Source organism: Mycolicibacterium cosmeticum (assembly GCF_000613185.1).
Classification (GTDB): domain Bacteria; phylum Actinomycetota; class Actinomycetes; order Mycobacteriales; family Mycobacteriaceae; genus Mycobacterium; species Mycobacterium cosmeticum.
Window position 1 is genome coordinate 1,119,095 of the sequence record NZ_CCBB010000001.1, and the last position, 16,294, is coordinate 1,135,388.

Consider the following 16,294-nt stretch of genomic DNA (forward strand, 5'->3'; position numbering starts at 1 on the left):
TGCGTTGCGTCGTCACGGGGAGCCTAACAGCGTCGTGGGGGCCGGGCACCGTCAAAGATCCCCGAGCTCGGCACGGACCGCCGCCGTCAGGCGCTTGTACTGACTCGTATCGGCGTCGAAATACCAGGCGTTACGCGACGCCTTGGGGACGCCAGCCGCCCGCAGCGGGCCGACCATCGGCCGGTAGGACGCACTGAGCGTCATGCGCGGTGTCACGTACACGATGTCCGGGCCGGCGCCGACGGGCAGCGCCGCCAGCGCGTCGTTGAGCTCGGCGCTGGGCACACTGCCACCCGGCCGCAGCGCCACCGCCGTCACCGCCAGGCAGCGCTGCGGCAGGTCGAGGCTGTAGGTGACGGCCAGGTCGACCGACTCCACCTGGCTGACGGCGTCGTTGACCGCGGCGGTGAAGACCGGACCGCGCGGGGTGCGGATCACGGCGCTGCGGTTGTCGACGAACCAATAGTCACCGTCCTCGTCGCGGCGGAACAGCGACTCGGTGGACACCCAGGTATCCGCGGCGGCGAAAACGCCCCGCTTGACCGAGGCCGTCGGATCGACCGGGCCGCGCGGCTGCGCGAGCAGCACGCCCACCTCGTTGGCCTGCGCCAGCCGCACGAAACCGTGGTCGTCCTCCAGGATCAGATCGTCATCGGCGTCGTAGGCCGCCAGCTGCACCCGGCCACCGCCGGGCAGCGGCCGGCCCTTGCTGCCGAACTTCGCGCCGGACACGTTGGCCAGCACCGCCTGCCCGTCGGTGGTGGCGAAGAACTCCACCACGTGCGCCGGATCGAACACCTCGACCACCCGGCGCCACAGCCCCGTCGGCATACCGGACCCGATGAACAACCGCACCGGGTGGCTCCCGGACAGCCGGAACGCCGGATCGTCGATCACCTCACCGAGCATCGCCCAGGTGTAGGACACCACCGTCACCCCGTACTGCCGGATCTCGTGCAGGAAACGGTCCGGGGACAGCCCCCGGGACAGCGCGATGCGGGCCCCGCCGACGACGGCGCCGCCGAGACTGACCAACAGACCCGACTGATGGTGCAGCGGGGTCAGGCAGTAGACCGTGTCACGGTTGCTCAGGTTGGCGGCCGAGGCCGTGCCGAACGCCGAGAGCGCCCACCGGAAGTTGGTGATCTGGCGGGCCACCAACTGGCCGCCCGCACTCGCGAACGCGACGTAGGCCAGATCGCGGGCGAATCCCGGGTTCGGCTTGTACCAGCCGGGCAGGATGACCTTGTCCGGGTCGATCTGCTCCATGTCCACCACGTCGTCCGCGTCACTCGGCAGATGCAGGTCACGCGATTCACCGCCACCGAGCACCAACACCCGGATGCCCAGGCCGCGGGCCACCTCCAGGTTGCCGGGATCGGCGAGCACGTCGGCGATCCCGGCGATCCGGACCACCTCGGTCAGGTCGGCGTCCGGCGGGATCAGCACCGCCACCGCACCGAGCCGGGACAGCGCGGCGATGGCCACCAGCGCACTGGGGCGGGTTTCCATCAGCACACCGACGCGGACGCCTTGCCGGATGCCCACCCCGATCAGGCCGCGCACCACGTTGTTGACCCGGCGGTCCACCGCCTCGTAGGTGTGCACCCGTCCGTCGAAGAGCAGGAACTCGCCGTCCGGGTTGTTCTCGGCCTGTTCGGACATGATGCGGCCCAGCGAGATCCGGGTGTGATCGTTGATCTGCCCGAGGCGCGCCAGCCTGGGCAGCGTGCGGGCGGTCTCCACCGCCAGCGTCCGCGCCGACTTCTGCGCTGCCACAACGGCATCCGCCGCTGTGCGGGCCAGACCGAACGCCACCTCGGTGGCCGCCGCGGTGCCCGCCGCCACCCGGGAGGCCAGTGGGACACCGCTTTCGGTGGCCGCGGTCGCCGGGCGGTGCGCCATCGGGACGACATCCTCGGGCAACGGCCCTTCGCCGTTGCGCCACTTGACCCACGCGGCGACCGTCGGCCAGGTCTGGGTTGCGGCCTTCGAACCGACAACCAGGCCGAAATGCCCTGCCCTGATCAGATATTCGTACACATCGGCCTTGGGCGCCGCGCCTTTGATGCCGCGCACCGCGGCCGGCTGGCCGATGTCGTCGACCTCGCCCACCACCGCCAGGATCGGGCAGTCGATATCGGCGAGGGTCACCAGATCACCGCGGATGGAGAATCCGCCGGACATCATCCGGTTGTGGGCGATGAACTGCTTGAGCAGTTCCGAGATCGCGGGCCCGGACCACGCGATCCAGCCCTCCGAGTCCAGGAAGCGACGCTGCTGTTCGCGCGGCAGCAACGCCTCACGATCGTGCAACTGCCGCAGGAAGTCCAGCCGGGCCTGCGCGGTCTTGAGCGGGTCGAGCATCTGAAAACCGGTGCGCGCCAACCAACCCGGGATGTCGATACGCGAAAATACGTGGTCGGCCATGAAGTTCGCCGCCACCGCACCCATATTGGGCGGGATACCCATCGGCAGCGCGGCCAACGTGTCGACCGGGGAACCGAAGGTGATGATGCTCGCCAGGTCCTGCGCCCGCCGGTAGGCCGCCGTCTGATAGCAGAACATGCCCCCCTGCGAATAGCCGGCCAGATGGACGTCGCGTTCGGTGACCTTCTTGACGGTGTCGATGGCCTCGCTGAGGGCCACCACGTGATCGGCGAGATTGCGCTGCATCCCGCCCTCGATCTGATCGGGTGACCCGAAATCGATGACCCATGGGTCCAGACCGGCGTTGTGCAGGATGCCCGCCGCGCCGTCGGCCCGGGTCACGTCCCACATGTCGGCCGACATCATCATCGGGTGCACCATGAGCACCGGCGGGCCGGGTGTCGCCGCGCCGGGCCGACTGTCCGGCGGAAAGTAGCGGCGCAGCTTGTACATCGGGACGCTCTCGATGATCTGGAACGGTGAGGGCACCGCGCCGGTCTCCAGCCCGCCGTAGCGGAGCACCTCGATCCCGTTCTGCGCGGTGGCCAGAAGACGGCCGACCGGTCCGGTGATCAGTGAGAAATCGACCAACGCCCGCTCCCCTAACGCCTCATAGTCCATTCCCCCGATGCCCCGGCCATCATGGCATAGCGGCACCGGGCGGCCACCGCGAATATGGTGGGTGAATGTCCGGCCCGGCGCCCGCCTAGCCTGGTGGGGACATGGCGCATCTTCTCGGGGCCGAGGCCCTTCATCTGGAATACCCCACCAAGGTCGTCTTCGACTCCGTCTCCCTGGGCGTGAACGAAGGTGACCGCATCGGCATCGTCGGTCGCAACGGCGACGGCAAATCCAGCCTGCTCGGCATGCTGGCCGGACGGGTGCGCCCCGACGGCGGCCGGGTCACCGTGCGGGGCGGGGTGCGCATCGGCGTCCTCGACCAGGCCGACACGCTGGACCCGACCGACACCGTCGGGCACGCGGTGGTCGGCGATGTTCCCGAGCACGAGTGGGCGGGCGACCCGCGCGGGCGCGACGTCATCGCCGGGCTGCTCGGCGACCTGGACTGGCAGGCGGTGCTGGGCACCCTGTCGGGTGGGCAGCGCCGGCGCGTCGCGCTGGCGCGGTTGCTGGCCGGCGATCATGACGTGCTGGCGCTCGACGAACCCACCAACCATCTCGACGTGGAGGCCATCACCTGGCTGGCCGACCATCTGAAGCGAAGGTGGAGCGCCAACGCCGGCGGGCTGCTGGTGGTGACGCACGACCGCTGGTTCCTCGACGAGATCTGCACGACCACCTGGGAGGTGCACGACCGCATCGTCGAACCGTTCGAGGGCGGCTACGCCGCATACATCCTGCAGCGCGTGGAGCGGGACCGGCAGGCCGCCGCGGTGGAGGCGCGCCGGCAGAACCTGGCCCGCAAGGAACTGGCCTGGCTGCGCCGCGGCGCCCCGGCGCGGACCTCCAAGCCGAAGTTCCGCATCGACGCGGCCAACGCCCTGATCGCCGACGTTCCGGAGATCCGGGACAAGGTGGCACTGCAATCGCTGGCGGTCACCCGACTGGGCAAGCAGGTCGTCGATCTGCTCGACGCGTCGGTGAGCTACGACGGCCGCGAGGTGCTGCACGAGGTCGAATGGCGCATCGCCCCCGGCGAGCGCACCGGCATCCTGGGCGTCAACGGTGCGGGTAAATCCACGCTGCTGGGCCTGATCGACGGCACGGTGCAGCCGACCGCGGGCCGGGTGAAACGCGGCAAGACGGTGAAGGTGGCGGCGCTGACCCAGAGTGTGGACAAGCTCGCCGAGCATCTGGACGAGCCGGTGCGGGTGGTGCTGGCCCGGCTGGCCACCACCTACACGTTCGGGGCGGGTTCCAAGGCCCAGGAGCTGACCCCCAGCCAGCTGCTGGAGCGGCTCGGATTCGCCAGTGCGCAGCTGTCCACCCCGGTCAAGGACCTCTCCGGTGGTCAGCAGCGCCGGCTGCAGCTGCTGCTCATCCTGCTCGAGCAGCCCAACGTGCTGATCCTCGACGAGCCGACCAACGACCTGGACACCGACATGCTGGCGGCGATGGAAGACCTGCTGGATTCCTGGCCGGGAACCTTGATCGTGGTGAGCCATGATCGGTATTTCCTGGAGCGGGTCACCGATCAGCAGTACGGCATCCTCGGCGGCCGGCTGCGCCACCTGCCCGGCGGCGTGGACGAGTATCTGCGGCTGCGGGCCGCGCACGCCGCCCAGACCGGTGCCGCGCCGGCGAAAACCGAGGCTCGGGAAGGGTTGTCGGGCGCCGATCTGCGGGCCGCGCAGAAGGAGATCGCCTCGATCGAGCGCCGGTTGGAGAAGCTGACCGGTCTGATCGACACCGCCCACCACCGGCTTGCCGAGCACGATCAGGGCGATTACGAAGGGCTGCAACGGCTTACCGGTGAGCTGCGTGAGCTGGAAGCCGAGGTCGAACAGCTCGAGGAGAAGTGGCTGGAGCTCACCGAACAGCTGGGCTGACCTCGCTACCATGAGGCGGTGCGCTATCTGCTGATGCCGGTGACGCTGTGCGTGCGTTATTTCCCGCAGTTGGTGGCGTGCTACCTGCTCGGCTACCTCGGCCGGATCGGCGCCATCGAGTGGGCGGCGTGGGCCGGGTACGACAACTACCTGTGGGCGTCGCTGATCATGCCGCTGGCCGGCATGGCCCGGCTCGGGTCCTACGTCGCGATGTTCCTGGTGATCCGGCCGGGCATCCCGGTGCTGGCCGGTCTGCCGCGGCGCTCGGCACGCCAGATCGACATCTTCGCCACCATCATCGTGCCGTTCTTCGCGATCTACCTGGCCTGGCAGATGTTCCGGGAGGACTGGCTGACCTTCGTCTACCGCGCCGGTGACTATCAACTCGACGAGGTGTTCACGTCCGACGCACCCACCGAGCTGGAACCGGACATGCTGCCGGTCAGCACGGTCACCGTCGTCGTCATCGTCGTCGCCTTGGTGGCCCGGCTGGTCCTCGGCCGGCTCAAGGACCGTGCGCCGGCCTGGCTGCTGCCCATCCGGGTGTACCTGGACGCGCTGTGGGTGTTCCTGGTGCTGACGGTGTCGGCCAGTCACGGTCTGACGCTGCTGATCAATCCGTCTGCGTGGCTGTCCGAACGCCGGATCGTCGTGTGGTTCAACCACACTCGGGAAAGCGTCTTCTCGCATTTCGCGCCGCTGGAATCACTGTGGGACGGCGCGGTGTGGGCGGTCAAGACCGCGTTCGGCGGGGCCGCGGTCCCGCTGATCTGGCTTGCGGTGGCGTGCATCGTGTACGGCGCGACGGCGAAAACCGATTGGCAGGCCGCGGCGCGCCGGGTCGGCGGCGATCGGTTGGGCCGCTGGATCGACCGATCCCAGACCACCCGCACGCGGCTGAGCACCGGCTGGAAACGCATTCCGGGCAAGGTCCGCACCGAGGTGTACGACCAGCTGACCGGTCAGATCGGCAAGTTCAAGCCGATCACCGACTCGGCGCACGTCATCGCGGCCGCGGGCGTACTCGCGCTGGCGCTGTACGTGCTGGGTTATCTGGGGTTGGCCTGGCTGGACATGTCGGGCAGCTTCTACCGCGCACAGCTGGGTTCGGGCTATCTGCTGCGCGGGATGGCCTGGTTGCTGGGGCCACACGACGTCACGTTCTGGTACGGCACCTGGGATGCGCTGGCGCTGGTGTCGCATTCGATCATCGAACCGTTGCGGATCTGCCTCATCGCGACCGCGCTGGCGTGGTGCCTGCAGCGCACCCCGGCGTCGGCACCGGCTACAACCGCAGTCGAATCAGAATCGAGCCATCCGATTTCGTGACGTCTACCGCGTCGGGTTCCGCGCTCGCCGGGATGAGGAAGCTCCACGGCATCGTCACCGCCGCACCGCAGGGCGGGCCGGCCGACGCCCGCCAGGACCGGTCGCCCTGGATCAGGTAGCCGGTGCAGCCGAAGCCGTCCGCCGGCGCTCCCGACCGTTCGACGACGACGTTCATCAGGACGGTGCCCTCGGGCAACGCCGCGCCGGACCCGGCCGCCCGCGTCGAGCGGCTGACGGTGCGGATCGACCAGGTCTGCCCGTCGACGTCGATCGACCGGTGGGGCGCGGCGATATGGGCGGGTTGCACGGTGCGCTCGTAGTTCCGCCACGCCGGTGCCACGGTGGTCACCACGATCACCGCGAGCGCCGCCGCGGCGACCGCGGTGCCGATGAGGTTGCGCTGCCAGAGCCGGACGGTCATGTGCCGACCTGCGTGGCGGGTCCGAAGTCGATGACGTCGGTGCGCCCTACCCGCGGATCGTCGAGCGGGATCGCGATGACCAGTCGGGAGTCCTGACGCCAGTCGTCCACCCAGACCCGCAGGGTGATGGTCTGCGCGCCGGGCGCGACGAGTTCCGGCGGCACATCGAAGATCCACGAACTCCGCACGGCGATACCGGGACTCAGATTGCCGGTGAGGGCGGTGAAGCCGAGCCGGTTGGTCGGTACGTACGTGTTCGGGCCGACCAGCAGGTCGACGGTGGGCACATCGTCGGCCCGGGTGGTCATGGCCTCCCCGTCGATGGCGACCCAGGTGCCGAGGGCGTCGACGAGGGCGGGCCGGTACTGCTTCTTGAGGATCCGTGGGCCGATGCGTACACCGGTGACTTGGGCCGTGATCGCGTCGCCGGTGGCCCGCTGGCCCATGCCGGCATGTACGTCGAAGGAGCCGTACACCTGGTCGGGTGTGGGCAGGTTGTGCCACATCCACGCCGCCGCCGCGATCACCACGGTGCTGGCCAGCGCATACAGCGCCCGCCTCACGGTCGGCCCCGCACGGGAACGGTCAACCGGGCATAGTCGTCACCGCGCACCCACGCCTGACCGGCGGTGATATTCGCCTTGCGGACCTCCTTGTAGACCCGGACCGGCAACTGCGCCCCGACGGCGAGCGCGTCCTCGGGCAGCCGCCACAGCAGCACGATGTCGTCGGTGAGGCCGGGACCCAGCCGTCCGGCGATCGTTCCGTCGGCCAGCCGCATGGCGGCCAGCACCTGGGCGGCCAGCTGGTCGACCAGCCGGATCGGCTTGTCCACCACACCGGGCAACGTGCCGATATTGCGGGCGGTGACCACCAGGCCGAGGTAGCGGCTGCCCGGCTCCTGCCGGTAGAGCACGCGCGGACCGGCGCGCACCTCGCTGACCAGGGTGGCCCGGTGCACGGTCAGCTCGAACTCACCGGTGTCGAACGCCTCGCCGGGCGCGATATCGGTGATGTGGTCGTTGACGGTGTCCAGGCCCCCGAAGGCCGCGGTGCCGGCAAGCACGGCCACCAACGCCACCCGGCGCCACTCCTTGAGACCCCATCCCGAGACCCAGCGCCAAAGACGCTGCCGGACACCCACGGTCGGTGTGGCGGCGCTCCCCCCGGGCTCCATGGCTGCCGATAGTACCTAGCGCAGTCCGATCCGCAGGCGATCCAACGTGTCCCGCACGATGCCGAGTTGGCGGGCCACCTGGACCGGCGCGGTGCCGCCCCTGGCGTCCCGGGAATCGACCGAGCCCGCGATGGTGAGCACCTCGCGCACCTGCGCGGTCAGGCCGGGATGGATGCCGGCGAGTTCGTCGTCGGCGAGTTCCTCCAGCCCGACACCGCGCGATTCGGCGGCCTTGACCGCCGCTCCGGCGGCTTCGTGCGCGACGCGGAACGGAATACCTTGGCGCACCATCCATTCGGCGATGTCGGTGGCCAGCGTGTAGCCCAGCGGCGCCAACTGCGCCATCCGGTCGGTGTCGAAGGTGAGGGTGCCGACCAGCCCGGCCATCGCGGGCAACAACAGGTTCAGCTGCGCCACCGAGTCGAAGACCGGCTCCTTGTCCTCCTGCAGGTCCCGGTTGTAGGCCAGCGGTTGCGCCTTCAGCGTGGCCAGCAGCCCGGCGAGATTTCCGATCAGCCGGCCGGACTTGCCGCGGGCAAGTTCGGCGATGTCCGGGTTCTTCTTCTGCGGCATGATCGAGCTGCCGGTCGACCAGGCGTCGTGCAGTTTCACGTAGCCGAATTCGGTGGTGCTCCAAAGGATGACGTCCTCGGCCAGCCGGGACAGATCCACCGCGATCATCGCGAACACGAACGCCGCCTCGGCGGCGAAATCCCGTGCCGCGGTGGCGTCGATGGAATTGTCCGCGGCCGTGGCGAATCCGAGTTCGTCGGCGATGGCGTCGGGGTCCAGGCCCAGCGAGGACCCGGCCAGCGCGCCGGATCCGTACGGGGACACCGCCGCCCGCTTGTCCAGGTCGATCAGCCGGTCGGCGTCGCGCAGCAGCGGGTGGGCGTGGGCCAGCAGATGATGCGCCAGCAGCACCGGCTGCGCCGACTGCAGGTGTGTCTTGCCCGGCATGATCGCCGTCGGGTGGGCGGCGGCCTGGGTGGCCAGCGCGGCGGCCACGTCGAGCACGCCGGCGCCGACGGTCTTGATCGCGTCGCGCAGCCACATCCGGAACAGGGTGGCGACCTGGTCATTGCGTGACCGGCCGGCCCGCAGCCGGCCGCCCAGCTCGGGGCCGACCCGGTCGATGAGACCGCGTTCCAGCGCCCCGTGCACGTCCTCGTCGGTGGGCAGCGGACCGAAACTGCCGTCGGCGACGTCGGAGCCCAGGCTGTCCAGACCGGCGAGCAACCCGTCGCGCTGCTCGTCGGTGAGCAACCCGGCGCGGTGCAGCACCCGGGCGTGCGCCTTGGAGGCGGTGACGTCGTACGGGGCCAGCACCCAGTCGAAATGCGTCGATTTACTCAGTGCGGCAAGGGCAACGGATGGCCCGTCGGCGAACCGGCCGCCCCACAGGGAACCTTCGTTGGTGCTCATTTCTGTCCTATCCCGTCCGCGAGCGGCCCCATTTGTACACCCAATGCGGCGTGTCGCTGTGCAAACACGGCCGCTCGCGGAATGAAGGTCACAAGCCCAGGTCGCGCTTGGCCGAGATCTTGGACGACAGACCGTGCACGTGCACGAAGCCCTTGGCCGACGACTGGTCGAAGCTGTCGCCCTCGTCGTAGGTGGCCAGGTTGAAGTCGTACAGCGAGGTCGGGCTGCGCCGGCCGTTGACGGCGATGTGCCCGCCGTGCAGCACCAGCCGGATCTCGCCGGTGACGTGCTCCTGGGTGTGCGCGACGAACGCCTCCAGGGCGCGCTTGAGCGGTGAGTACCAGAGGCCGTCGTAGACCAGCTCGCCCCACTTCTGGTCGGTGCCGCGCTTGTAGCGACCTAGTTCGCGCTCCAGGGTGACGTGCTCCAGCTCGGTGTGCGCGGTGATCAGCACCATGGCGCCGGGCGCCTCGTAGATCTCGCGGCTCTTGATGCCGACCAGGCGGTCCTCCACCACGTCGAGCCGGCCCACGCCCTGGGCTCCGGCCCGCCGGTTGAGCTCCTCGATGGCCTGCAGGACCGTGACCGGGCGGCCGTCGATGGAGACCGGCACACCGCGCTCGAAGCCGACGATCACCTCGTCGGGGGTGCTCCAGTTGAGCGTCGGGTCCTCGGTGTAGTCGTAGACGTCCTTGGTCGGGGCGTTCCAGAGGTGTTCCAGGAAGCCGGTTTCCACCGCACGGCCCCACACGTTCTGGTCGATCGAGAACGGCGAGCGCTTGGTGACGTTGATCGGGATGTCGTTCTCCTCGGCGAAGGCGATGGCCTTCTCCCGGGTCCAGGCGTAATCCCGGACGGGAGCCAGCACCTGCAGATCCGGTGCCAGCGAAGCGAATCCGACCTCGAAGCGCACCTGGTCGTTGCCCTTACCGGTGCAACCGTGGGCGACGGTGCCGCCGCCGTGCTCGCGGGCGGCCTTGACCAGGTGCTTGACGATCAGCGGCCGGCTGATGGCCGACACCAGCGGGTACCGGTCCATGTACAGCGCGTTGGACTGGATGGTCGGCAGGCAGTACTCGTCGGCGAACTCGTCCCGGGCGTCGACGACGACGGCCTCGACGGCGCCGCAGTCCAGCGCACGCTGCCGCACGACCTCCATATCCTCGCCGCCCTGGCCCAGGTCGATGGCCACGGCCACCACCTCGCGCCCGGTCTCCTTGCCGATCCAGCTGATCGCGACCGAGGTGTCCAGACCGCCGGAATACGCCAGGATGACGCGTTCGGACATTCGTTGATCTCCCTTATTTCTCTGTACTGCTATTTCAAGTTCTCGAACATGGTCGCGAGCTCGGCGCCGGTCATCGGCTCGCGCGCTATCACGAAGATGGTGTCATCACCGGCGACCGTTCCCACCACCTGGGGCAACGATGCCCGGTCGATGGCGCTGGCCAGGTAGTGCGCCGCCCCCGGCGGGGTACGCAGCACGGCCAGGTTGGCGCTGGCGTCGGTGGACACCAGCAGCTCACCCAGCAGCTTGGTCACCCGTTCGGTGCCGCCGGACACCCCGCGCACCGGGCTGCCGTCCTCGGGCACCACGTACACGCCCACCCCGCCGTCGGCGCCGCGGAGTTTCACCGCACCGAGCTCCTCCAGGTCACGCGACAGCGTCGCCTGGGTGACCTCGATTCCCTCCTCGGCGAGCATCGCGGCCAGCTCGCTCTGACTGCTCACCGCGTTCGCGGACAACAGCGCGACGATGCGGGCCTGGCGTCCGACCCGGGTCGGGGTGCTCATGGGTTATCGCTCCAGCAACCAGACCAGCAACGCCTTCTGCGCGTGCAACCGGTTCTCGGCCTCGTCGAACACCGCGCTCTGCGGACCGTCCATCACCTCGTCGGTGATCTCGTGTCCGCGGTGCGCGGGAAGGCAGTGCAGCACAACGGCTTCCGGGTCGGCGAGGGTGAGCAGCTCGCTGTTGACCTGGAACGGCCGGAACGGCCGCACCCGGTCCAGCCCGTCGTTCTCCTGGCCCATCGACGTCCAGGTGTCGGTGACCAGGACGTCGACGCCTTCCGCGGCGACCTTCGGATCGCTGCTGACGGTCACGGTGGCGCCGGTTTCGGCGGCACGGCGCCTGGCGGCGTCGACGAACTGCGGATGCGGTTCGAAGCCGGCGGGCGCGGCGATGGTGACGTGGATGCCCGCGGTCACACCGCCCAGCATCAGCGAGTGCGCCATGTTGTTGGCGCCGTCGCCGAAGTAGGTCATCTTCAGCCCCGTCAGCTCACCCTTGCGCTCGGCCAGGGTCTGCAGATCGGCCAGCACCTGGCACGGGTGGAATTCGTCGGACAGCGCGTTGACGATCGGCACGGTCGAACCGGAGGCCATGGCGGTCAGGCGTTCCTGGGCGAAGGTGCGCCACACGATGGCGTCCACGTACCGCGACAGCACCACCCCGGTGTCCTCGAGCGTTTCCTCGCGTCCCAGCTGGGTGCTGCGTCCGTCGACGACGATGGCGTGCCCGCCCAGCTGCGCGATACCCATCTCGAACGAGAACCGGGTGCGGGTGGAGTTCTTCTCGAAGATCACCGCCACCCCGCGCGGGCCCTCCAGCGGCCGGCGGCTGAACGGCTCCTTTTTCAATTCGGCGGCCAGGGCCAGCACCTCGGCCTGCTCGGCCGGGCTCAGGTCGTCGTCGCGGAGGAAGTGTCGCAGCGTCATGAGGCATCCAGTATCTCGGGAAGGGCGGTGAGGAACTGATCGATCTGCGCTTCGGTGATGATCAGGGGCGGGGCCAGCCGCACCACGTCGGGCGCGGCGGCGTTCACCAGGAACCCGGCGTCGCGGGCATTGGTTTCGACCGCCTTGGCGTTGGGCTGGGTCAGCACGATGCCCTGCAGCAGGCCCTTGCCGCGGACGTGGGCGACCAGCGGGTGGCCGAGTTCCTCGATGCCGTGGCTCAGGGTCTTGCCCAGCACACCGGCCTTGGCGATCAGGTCGTGCTCGGCGAGCGCCTTGAGCACGCCCAGGGCGGCCGCGGTGCACACCGGGTTGCCGCCGAAGGTGCTGCCGTGCAGGCCGGGGGTGAGCAGATCACCGGTTGCCCCGATGGCCAGGCAGGCACCGATCGGCAGGCCACCGCCCAGCCCCTTGGCCAGCGTGACGATATCGGGGGTGATGCCGTCGTGCTGGTGCGCGTAGAAGGCACCGGTGCGCCCGACGCCGGTCTGCACCTCGTCGAGCACCAGCAGCGCACCGTGTTTCGCGGTGATCTCGCGCGCCTTGACCAGGTAGCCGGGGGGCGGGACGACCACGCCGCCCTCCCCCATGATCGGTTCGAGGAACACCGCCGCGGTGGTGTCGTCGACGACGCGTTCGAGTGCGTCGACGTCGCCGTAGGGCACGAAGGTGACCTCACCGGGCAGCGGTTCGAACGGCGCGCGCTTGGCCGGCTGGCCGGTCAGCGCCAGCGATCCCATCGTCCGGCCGTGGAATCCACCCTCTGCCGCAACGACTTTGGTGCGGCCGGTGAGCCGGGTGATCTTGAACGCGACCTCGTTGGCCTCGGTACCGGAGTTGCAGAAGAAGGCCCTCGCGGGCTGGCCGAGGTGCCCGACCAGCTTTTCGGCCAGCGCGATACCGGGTTCGGTGGCATAGAGATTCGAGGTGTGGCCCAGGGTGTCGAGCTGGGTGGTGACGGCCTCGATGACCGCGGGGTGGCGGTGGCCCAGCACGTTGACCGCGATCCCGCCGAGCAGGTCCAGGTAGGACTTGCCGTCGGTGTCGGTGACCACCGCGCCGTCCCCGCCGGCCAGGGCCAGCGGCGGCGTGCCGTAGTTGTTCATCATCACCGCTTCCCAGCGCTGCTGAAGTGTCACGAGGGTTTCACCACCTTGGTTCCGGTGCCTTCGTCGGTGAGAAGTTCGACGAGGACACAATGTTCGACGCGGCCGTCGATGACGTGTGCGCTGGGGACCCCGTTGTTCACCGCCCGCAAGCACGCCTCGATCTTGGGCACCATGCCCGATTCGAGTTTCGGCAGCAGCTGGGTCAGTGCGGCGGTGTCGATTTCGCTGACCAGCGACGCGCGGTCCGGCCAGTCGGTGTAGAGGCCTTCGACATCGGTGAGCATCAGCAGCTTCTCGGCGCCGAGCGCCTCGGCCACGGCTGCCGCCGCGGTGTCGGCGTTGATGTTGTGCACCACGCCGTCCTTGTCGGGGGCGATGGTGGAGATCACCGGAATCCGGCCGGCGGCAATGAGATCCAGCACCGCCGCGGTGTTGACATGCTCGACGTCACCGACCAGACCGATATCGGTGGGCACGCCGTCCACCAGGACGCTGCGCCGCACCGCGGTGAACAGGCGGGCGTCCTCACCGGTGATGCCCACCGCGTACGGACCGTGGGCGTTGATCAGGCCGACCAGTTCGCGACCCACCTGGCCGAACAGCACCATCCGCGCCACGTCGAGCACTTCTGGGGTGGTGACCCGGAATCCGCCCTTGAACTCACCGTCGATGCCGAGTTTCTTGAGCATGGCGCTGATCTGCGGGCCGCCGCCGTGCACCACGACCGGGTGCACACCACAGTTGCGCAGGAACACCATGTCGGCGGCGAACGCGGCCTTGAGGGTGTCGTCGGTCATGGCGTTGCCGCCGTACTTGACGACGACGATCTTGCCGTTGAGCTGTTTGAGCCACGGCAGCGCCGCCGCGAAAACCCCTGCGGCGGTCACCGGCGCCTCGCGCGTCACGATGAGTAAGCCGAGTTCTCTTCGACGTACCCGTGCGACAGATCGGTGGTCCTGATGGAGGCCGCGTCGTTGCCGACCGCGAGGTCGATGACCACCTCGATATCGGCGCCGGACAGGTCCACCTCGCGCGCCCCCGGCGCGCCGGCGCCGTCGATGCAGACCGGAGAACCGTTGAACGACACACTGATCCGCTGCGGATCCAGTTTCACCGGGGCGATGCCGACGGCGGCCAACACCCGACCCCAGTTCGGGTCGGAGCCGAACAGCGCGGTCTTGACCAGGCTGTCGCGGGCCACGGCGCGGGCGGCGACCAGGGCGTCGTCCTCACCGGCGGCGCCCTGCACGGTGATGGTGACCCGCTTGGTGACGCCTTCGGCGTCGGCCTGCAGCTGGGCGCACAGGTCGTCGCACACCGCGAACACGGCGTCGTCGAGTTCGGCTTGGCTGGGCGCGATCTCGCTGGCACCGGAGGCCAGCAACAGCACGGTGTCGTTGGTGGAGCAGCTGCCGTCCACATCGAGGCGGTCGAACGTGCGGGCCGCGGCGCGCTTGAGTGCGGTGTTCAGCGCCTCGGCGTCCGCGACGGCGTCGGTGGTGAGCACCACCAACATGGTGGCCAGCGACGGGGCCAGCATGCCCGCACCCTTCGCCATGCCGCCGACGGTCCAATCGCCGGGGTGGTGCAGCGCCACCTGTTTGGGCACGGTGTCGGTGGTCATGATGGCCCGCGCGGCCTCTTCACCACCGGTGAGCCCGCCGGCCATCTCGTGCACGATCTCGGTGACACCGGCCAGCACCTTGTCCATCGGCAGCCGATCGCCGATCAGCCCGGTGGAGCAGACCGCGACCTCGATGGCGCCGGTCTCGGTGCCCCAGTCGCTCAGTGCGGCGGCGACGGCCTCGGCGGTGGCGTGGGTGTCCTGGAAGCCCAGTGCGCCGGTGCAGGCATTGGCCCCACCGGAGTTGAGGATGACCGCGCGCAGCCGGCCGGTGGTGAGCACCTGCTGCGACCACTGCACCGGTGCGGCCTTGATCTGGTTACGGGTGAACACCCCGGCGGCGCCGTAGTCCGGCCCCTCGTTGAACACCAGCGCCAGGTCGAGTGCGCCGGATGCCTTGATACCGGCCGAGATTCCGGTGGCCCGGAACCCGGCGGGGGCGGTGACGCCCTGGGTCCGGACGATGTTGCCGGTCGCCGTCTGTGATGTCACGGTGCCACTCCCACGATGGACAGTCCTTCTGTTTCGGGCCAGCCGAGGGCCAGGTTCATCGATTGCACGGCGGCACCTCCGGTGCCCTTGGTCAGGTTGTCGATCGCACTGATGGCGACCAGTGTCTTGGCGTCGGCATCGACGGCGACGGCCAGCTGCGCGGCGTTGCTGCCGATCACCGACCCGGTCTTGGGCAACTGCCCCTCCGGCAGCAGGTGGACGAACGGTTCGTCACCGTAAGCCTTTTCGTAGGCGGCGCGGATCTCCTGCTCGGATGCCTCGGTGCGGGCGGTGCAGGTGGCCAGGATGCCGCGGGCGGTGGGAATGAGCACCGGCGTAAAAGATACGGTCACCGTTTTCTCGGTGACACTGCGCAACCCCTGGGCGATCTCCGGGGTGTGTCGGTGCTTGCCGCCGACGTTGTAGGCCCGCGCCGATCCGATGACCTCGGAGCCCAGGAGGTCGACCTTGGCGGACCTGCCGGCCCCCGAGGCGCCGCTGACGGCGACGACCGTCACGTTCGGTTCGACCAGATCGGCGGCGACGGCGGGCAGCAGCGCCAGCAGCGCGGCCGTCGGATAGCAGCCGGGCACCGCGATCCGGGTGGCGCCCCGGAGTTTGTCCCGCGCGCCGGGCAGTTCGGGCAGGCCGTAGGGCCAGGTGCCGGCGTGCGCGGATCCGTAGAACCGCTCCCAGTCGGCGGCGTCGGTGAGCCGGAAGTCGGCGCCGCAGTCGATGATGACGGTGTCGCCGAGTTGTTCGGCCAGGGCCGCGGAATGCCCGTGCGGCAGGCCGAGGAACACCACGTCGTGCTGGGCCAGCAGATCGGCGTCGGTGGCTTCCAGCACCCGGCCGGCCAGCGGCAGCAGGTGCGGGTGGTGCTCGGCCAGGGTGGTGCCGGCGCTGGCGGCCGCGGTCAGGGCTCCGATGGTGAGGCGCCCGTCGGCGTAGGCGGGGTGACCGAGCAACAGGCGCAGGATCTCACCGCCGGCATATCCACTGGCGCCGGCGACGGCTACCGAAGTCATGCACCGATCT

Annotated in this window: 14 protein-coding genes; 2 read left to right on the forward strand and 12 right to left on the reverse strand. The window is 69.4% G+C overall.

Annotation, left to right across the window (positions count from 1 at the left end):
* Positions 1–51: 51 nt before the first annotated feature.
* Positions 52–3,021: an acyl-CoA synthetase gene (locus tag BN977_RS05370; RefSeq protein ID WP_024451850.1), complete on the reverse strand. Its 2,970-nt coding sequence runs from the start codon at positions 3,019–3,021 to the stop codon at positions 52–54.
* A gap of 131 nt (positions 3,022–3,152) precedes the next feature.
* Between BN977_RS05370 and BN977_RS05375 the strand changes: the two genes are divergently transcribed.
* Positions 3,153–4,940 carry an ABC-F family ATP-binding cassette domain-containing protein gene (locus BN977_RS05375; protein ID WP_036396623.1) on the forward strand — a complete coding sequence of 596 codons (1,788 nt, stop codon included), beginning with the start codon at positions 3,153–3,155 and terminating at the stop codon, positions 4,938–4,940.
* 18 nt (positions 4,941–4,958) lie between these two features.
* Entirely contained in the window at positions 4,959–6,269 is a 1,311-nt protein-coding gene (locus tag BN977_RS05380; RefSeq protein WP_024451852.1) for a hypothetical protein, read from the forward strand.
* On the opposite strand, the gene BN977_RS05385 is transcribed toward BN977_RS05380, so the two are convergent.
* The 11 genes from BN977_RS05385 to argC form a co-directional block, all read right to left on the reverse strand.
* On the reverse strand, positions 6,226–6,690 hold the full coding sequence (locus tag BN977_RS05385) for a hypothetical protein (protein ID WP_036396624.1): 465 nt from the start codon (positions 6,688–6,690) through the stop codon (positions 6,226–6,228). The two genes, BN977_RS05380 and BN977_RS05385, sit on opposite strands and share 44 nt — an antisense overlap.
* The gene (locus BN977_RS05390) at positions 6,687–7,253 is read right to left on the reverse strand and encodes a hypothetical protein (RefSeq protein ID WP_036396625.1); all 567 of its coding nucleotides are present in this window, start codon (positions 7,251–7,253) and stop codon (positions 6,687–6,689) included. The genes BN977_RS05385 and BN977_RS05390 overlap by 4 nt, the downstream gene beginning before the upstream one ends.
* The gene (locus BN977_RS05395; protein ID WP_036396626.1) at positions 7,250–7,867 is read right to left on the reverse strand and encodes a hypothetical protein; all 618 of its coding nucleotides are present in this window, start codon (positions 7,865–7,867) and stop codon (positions 7,250–7,252) included. The genes BN977_RS05390 and BN977_RS05395 overlap by 4 nt, the downstream gene beginning before the upstream one ends.
* Before the next feature lie 15 nt (positions 7,868–7,882).
* Positions 7,883–9,292, reverse strand: coding sequence for an argininosuccinate lyase (gene argH / locus BN977_RS05400; protein WP_036396627.1), 1,410 nt, complete (start codon positions 9,290–9,292; stop codon positions 7,883–7,885).
* Positions 9,293–9,380: 88 nt separating this feature from the next.
* A complete protein-coding gene (locus BN977_RS05405) occupies positions 9,381–10,580 on the reverse strand; it encodes an argininosuccinate synthase (protein WP_024451857.1) in 1,200 nt (399 codons plus the stop codon).
* A gap of 29 nt (positions 10,581–10,609) precedes the next feature.
* Positions 10,610–11,086 carry an arginine repressor gene (locus BN977_RS05410; protein WP_024451858.1) on the reverse strand — a complete coding sequence of 159 codons (477 nt, stop codon included), beginning with the start codon at positions 11,084–11,086 and terminating at the stop codon, positions 10,610–10,612.
* Positions 11,087–11,089: 3 nt separating this feature from the next.
* On the reverse strand, positions 11,090–12,013 hold the full coding sequence (argF, locus tag BN977_RS05415; protein WP_024451859.1) for an ornithine carbamoyltransferase: 924 nt from the start codon (positions 12,011–12,013) through the stop codon (positions 11,090–11,092).
* Entirely contained in the window at positions 12,010–13,170 is a 1,161-nt protein-coding gene (locus BN977_RS05420) for an acetylornithine transaminase (protein ID WP_024451860.1), read from the reverse strand. The genes argF and BN977_RS05420 overlap by 4 nt, the downstream gene beginning before the upstream one ends.
* Positions 13,167–14,045, reverse strand: a complete 879-nt coding sequence (argB, locus tag BN977_RS05425; protein ID WP_024451861.1) for an acetylglutamate kinase — start codon at positions 14,043–14,045, stop codon at positions 13,167–13,169. The genes BN977_RS05420 and argB overlap by 4 nt, the downstream gene beginning before the upstream one ends.
* A complete protein-coding gene (gene argJ / locus BN977_RS05430; RefSeq protein ID WP_024451862.1) occupies positions 14,042–15,256 on the reverse strand; it encodes a bifunctional glutamate N-acetyltransferase/amino-acid acetyltransferase ArgJ in 1,215 nt (404 codons plus the stop codon). Before argJ ends, argB begins: the two co-directional genes overlap by 4 nt.
* Positions 15,253–16,284, reverse strand: coding sequence for an N-acetyl-gamma-glutamyl-phosphate reductase (gene argC, locus BN977_RS05435; RefSeq protein WP_024451863.1), 1,032 nt, complete (start codon positions 16,282–16,284; stop codon positions 15,253–15,255). Before argC ends, argJ begins: the two co-directional genes overlap by 4 nt.
* Positions 16,285–16,294 lie beyond the last annotated feature (10 nt).

What these genes read in the sequence shown, in the direction of transcription:
- BN977_RS05375 (WP_036396623.1), top strand. Translation starts at nt 3,153, where the DNA reads ATGGCGCATCTTCTCGGGGCCGAGGCCCTTCATCTGGAATACCCCACC.
- BN977_RS05385 (WP_036396624.1), bottom strand. Translation starts at nt 6,690, where the DNA reads ATGACCGTCCGGCTCTGGCAGCGCAACCTCATCGGCACCGCGGTCGCC.
- BN977_RS05395 (WP_036396626.1), bottom strand. Translation starts at nt 7,867, where the DNA reads ATGGAGCCCGGGGGGAGCGCCGCCACACCGACCGTGGGTGTCCGGCAG.
- argH (WP_036396627.1), bottom strand. Translation starts at nt 9,292, where the DNA reads ATGAGCACCAACGAAGGTTCCCTGTGGGGCGGCCGGTTCGCCGACGGG.
- BN977_RS05405 (WP_024451857.1), bottom strand. Translation starts at nt 10,580, where the DNA reads ATGTCCGAACGCGTCATCCTGGCGTATTCCGGCGGTCTGGACACCTCG.
- BN977_RS05410 (WP_024451858.1), bottom strand. Translation starts at nt 11,086, where the DNA reads ATGAGCACCCCGACCCGGGTCGGACGCCAGGCCCGCATCGTCGCGCTG.
- argF (WP_024451859.1), bottom strand. Translation starts at nt 12,013, where the DNA reads ATGACGCTGCGACACTTCCTCCGCGACGACGACCTGAGCCCGGCCGAG.
- argC (WP_024451863.1), bottom strand. Translation starts at nt 16,284, where the DNA reads ATGACTTCGGTAGCCGTCGCCGGCGCCAGTGGATATGCCGGCGGTGAG.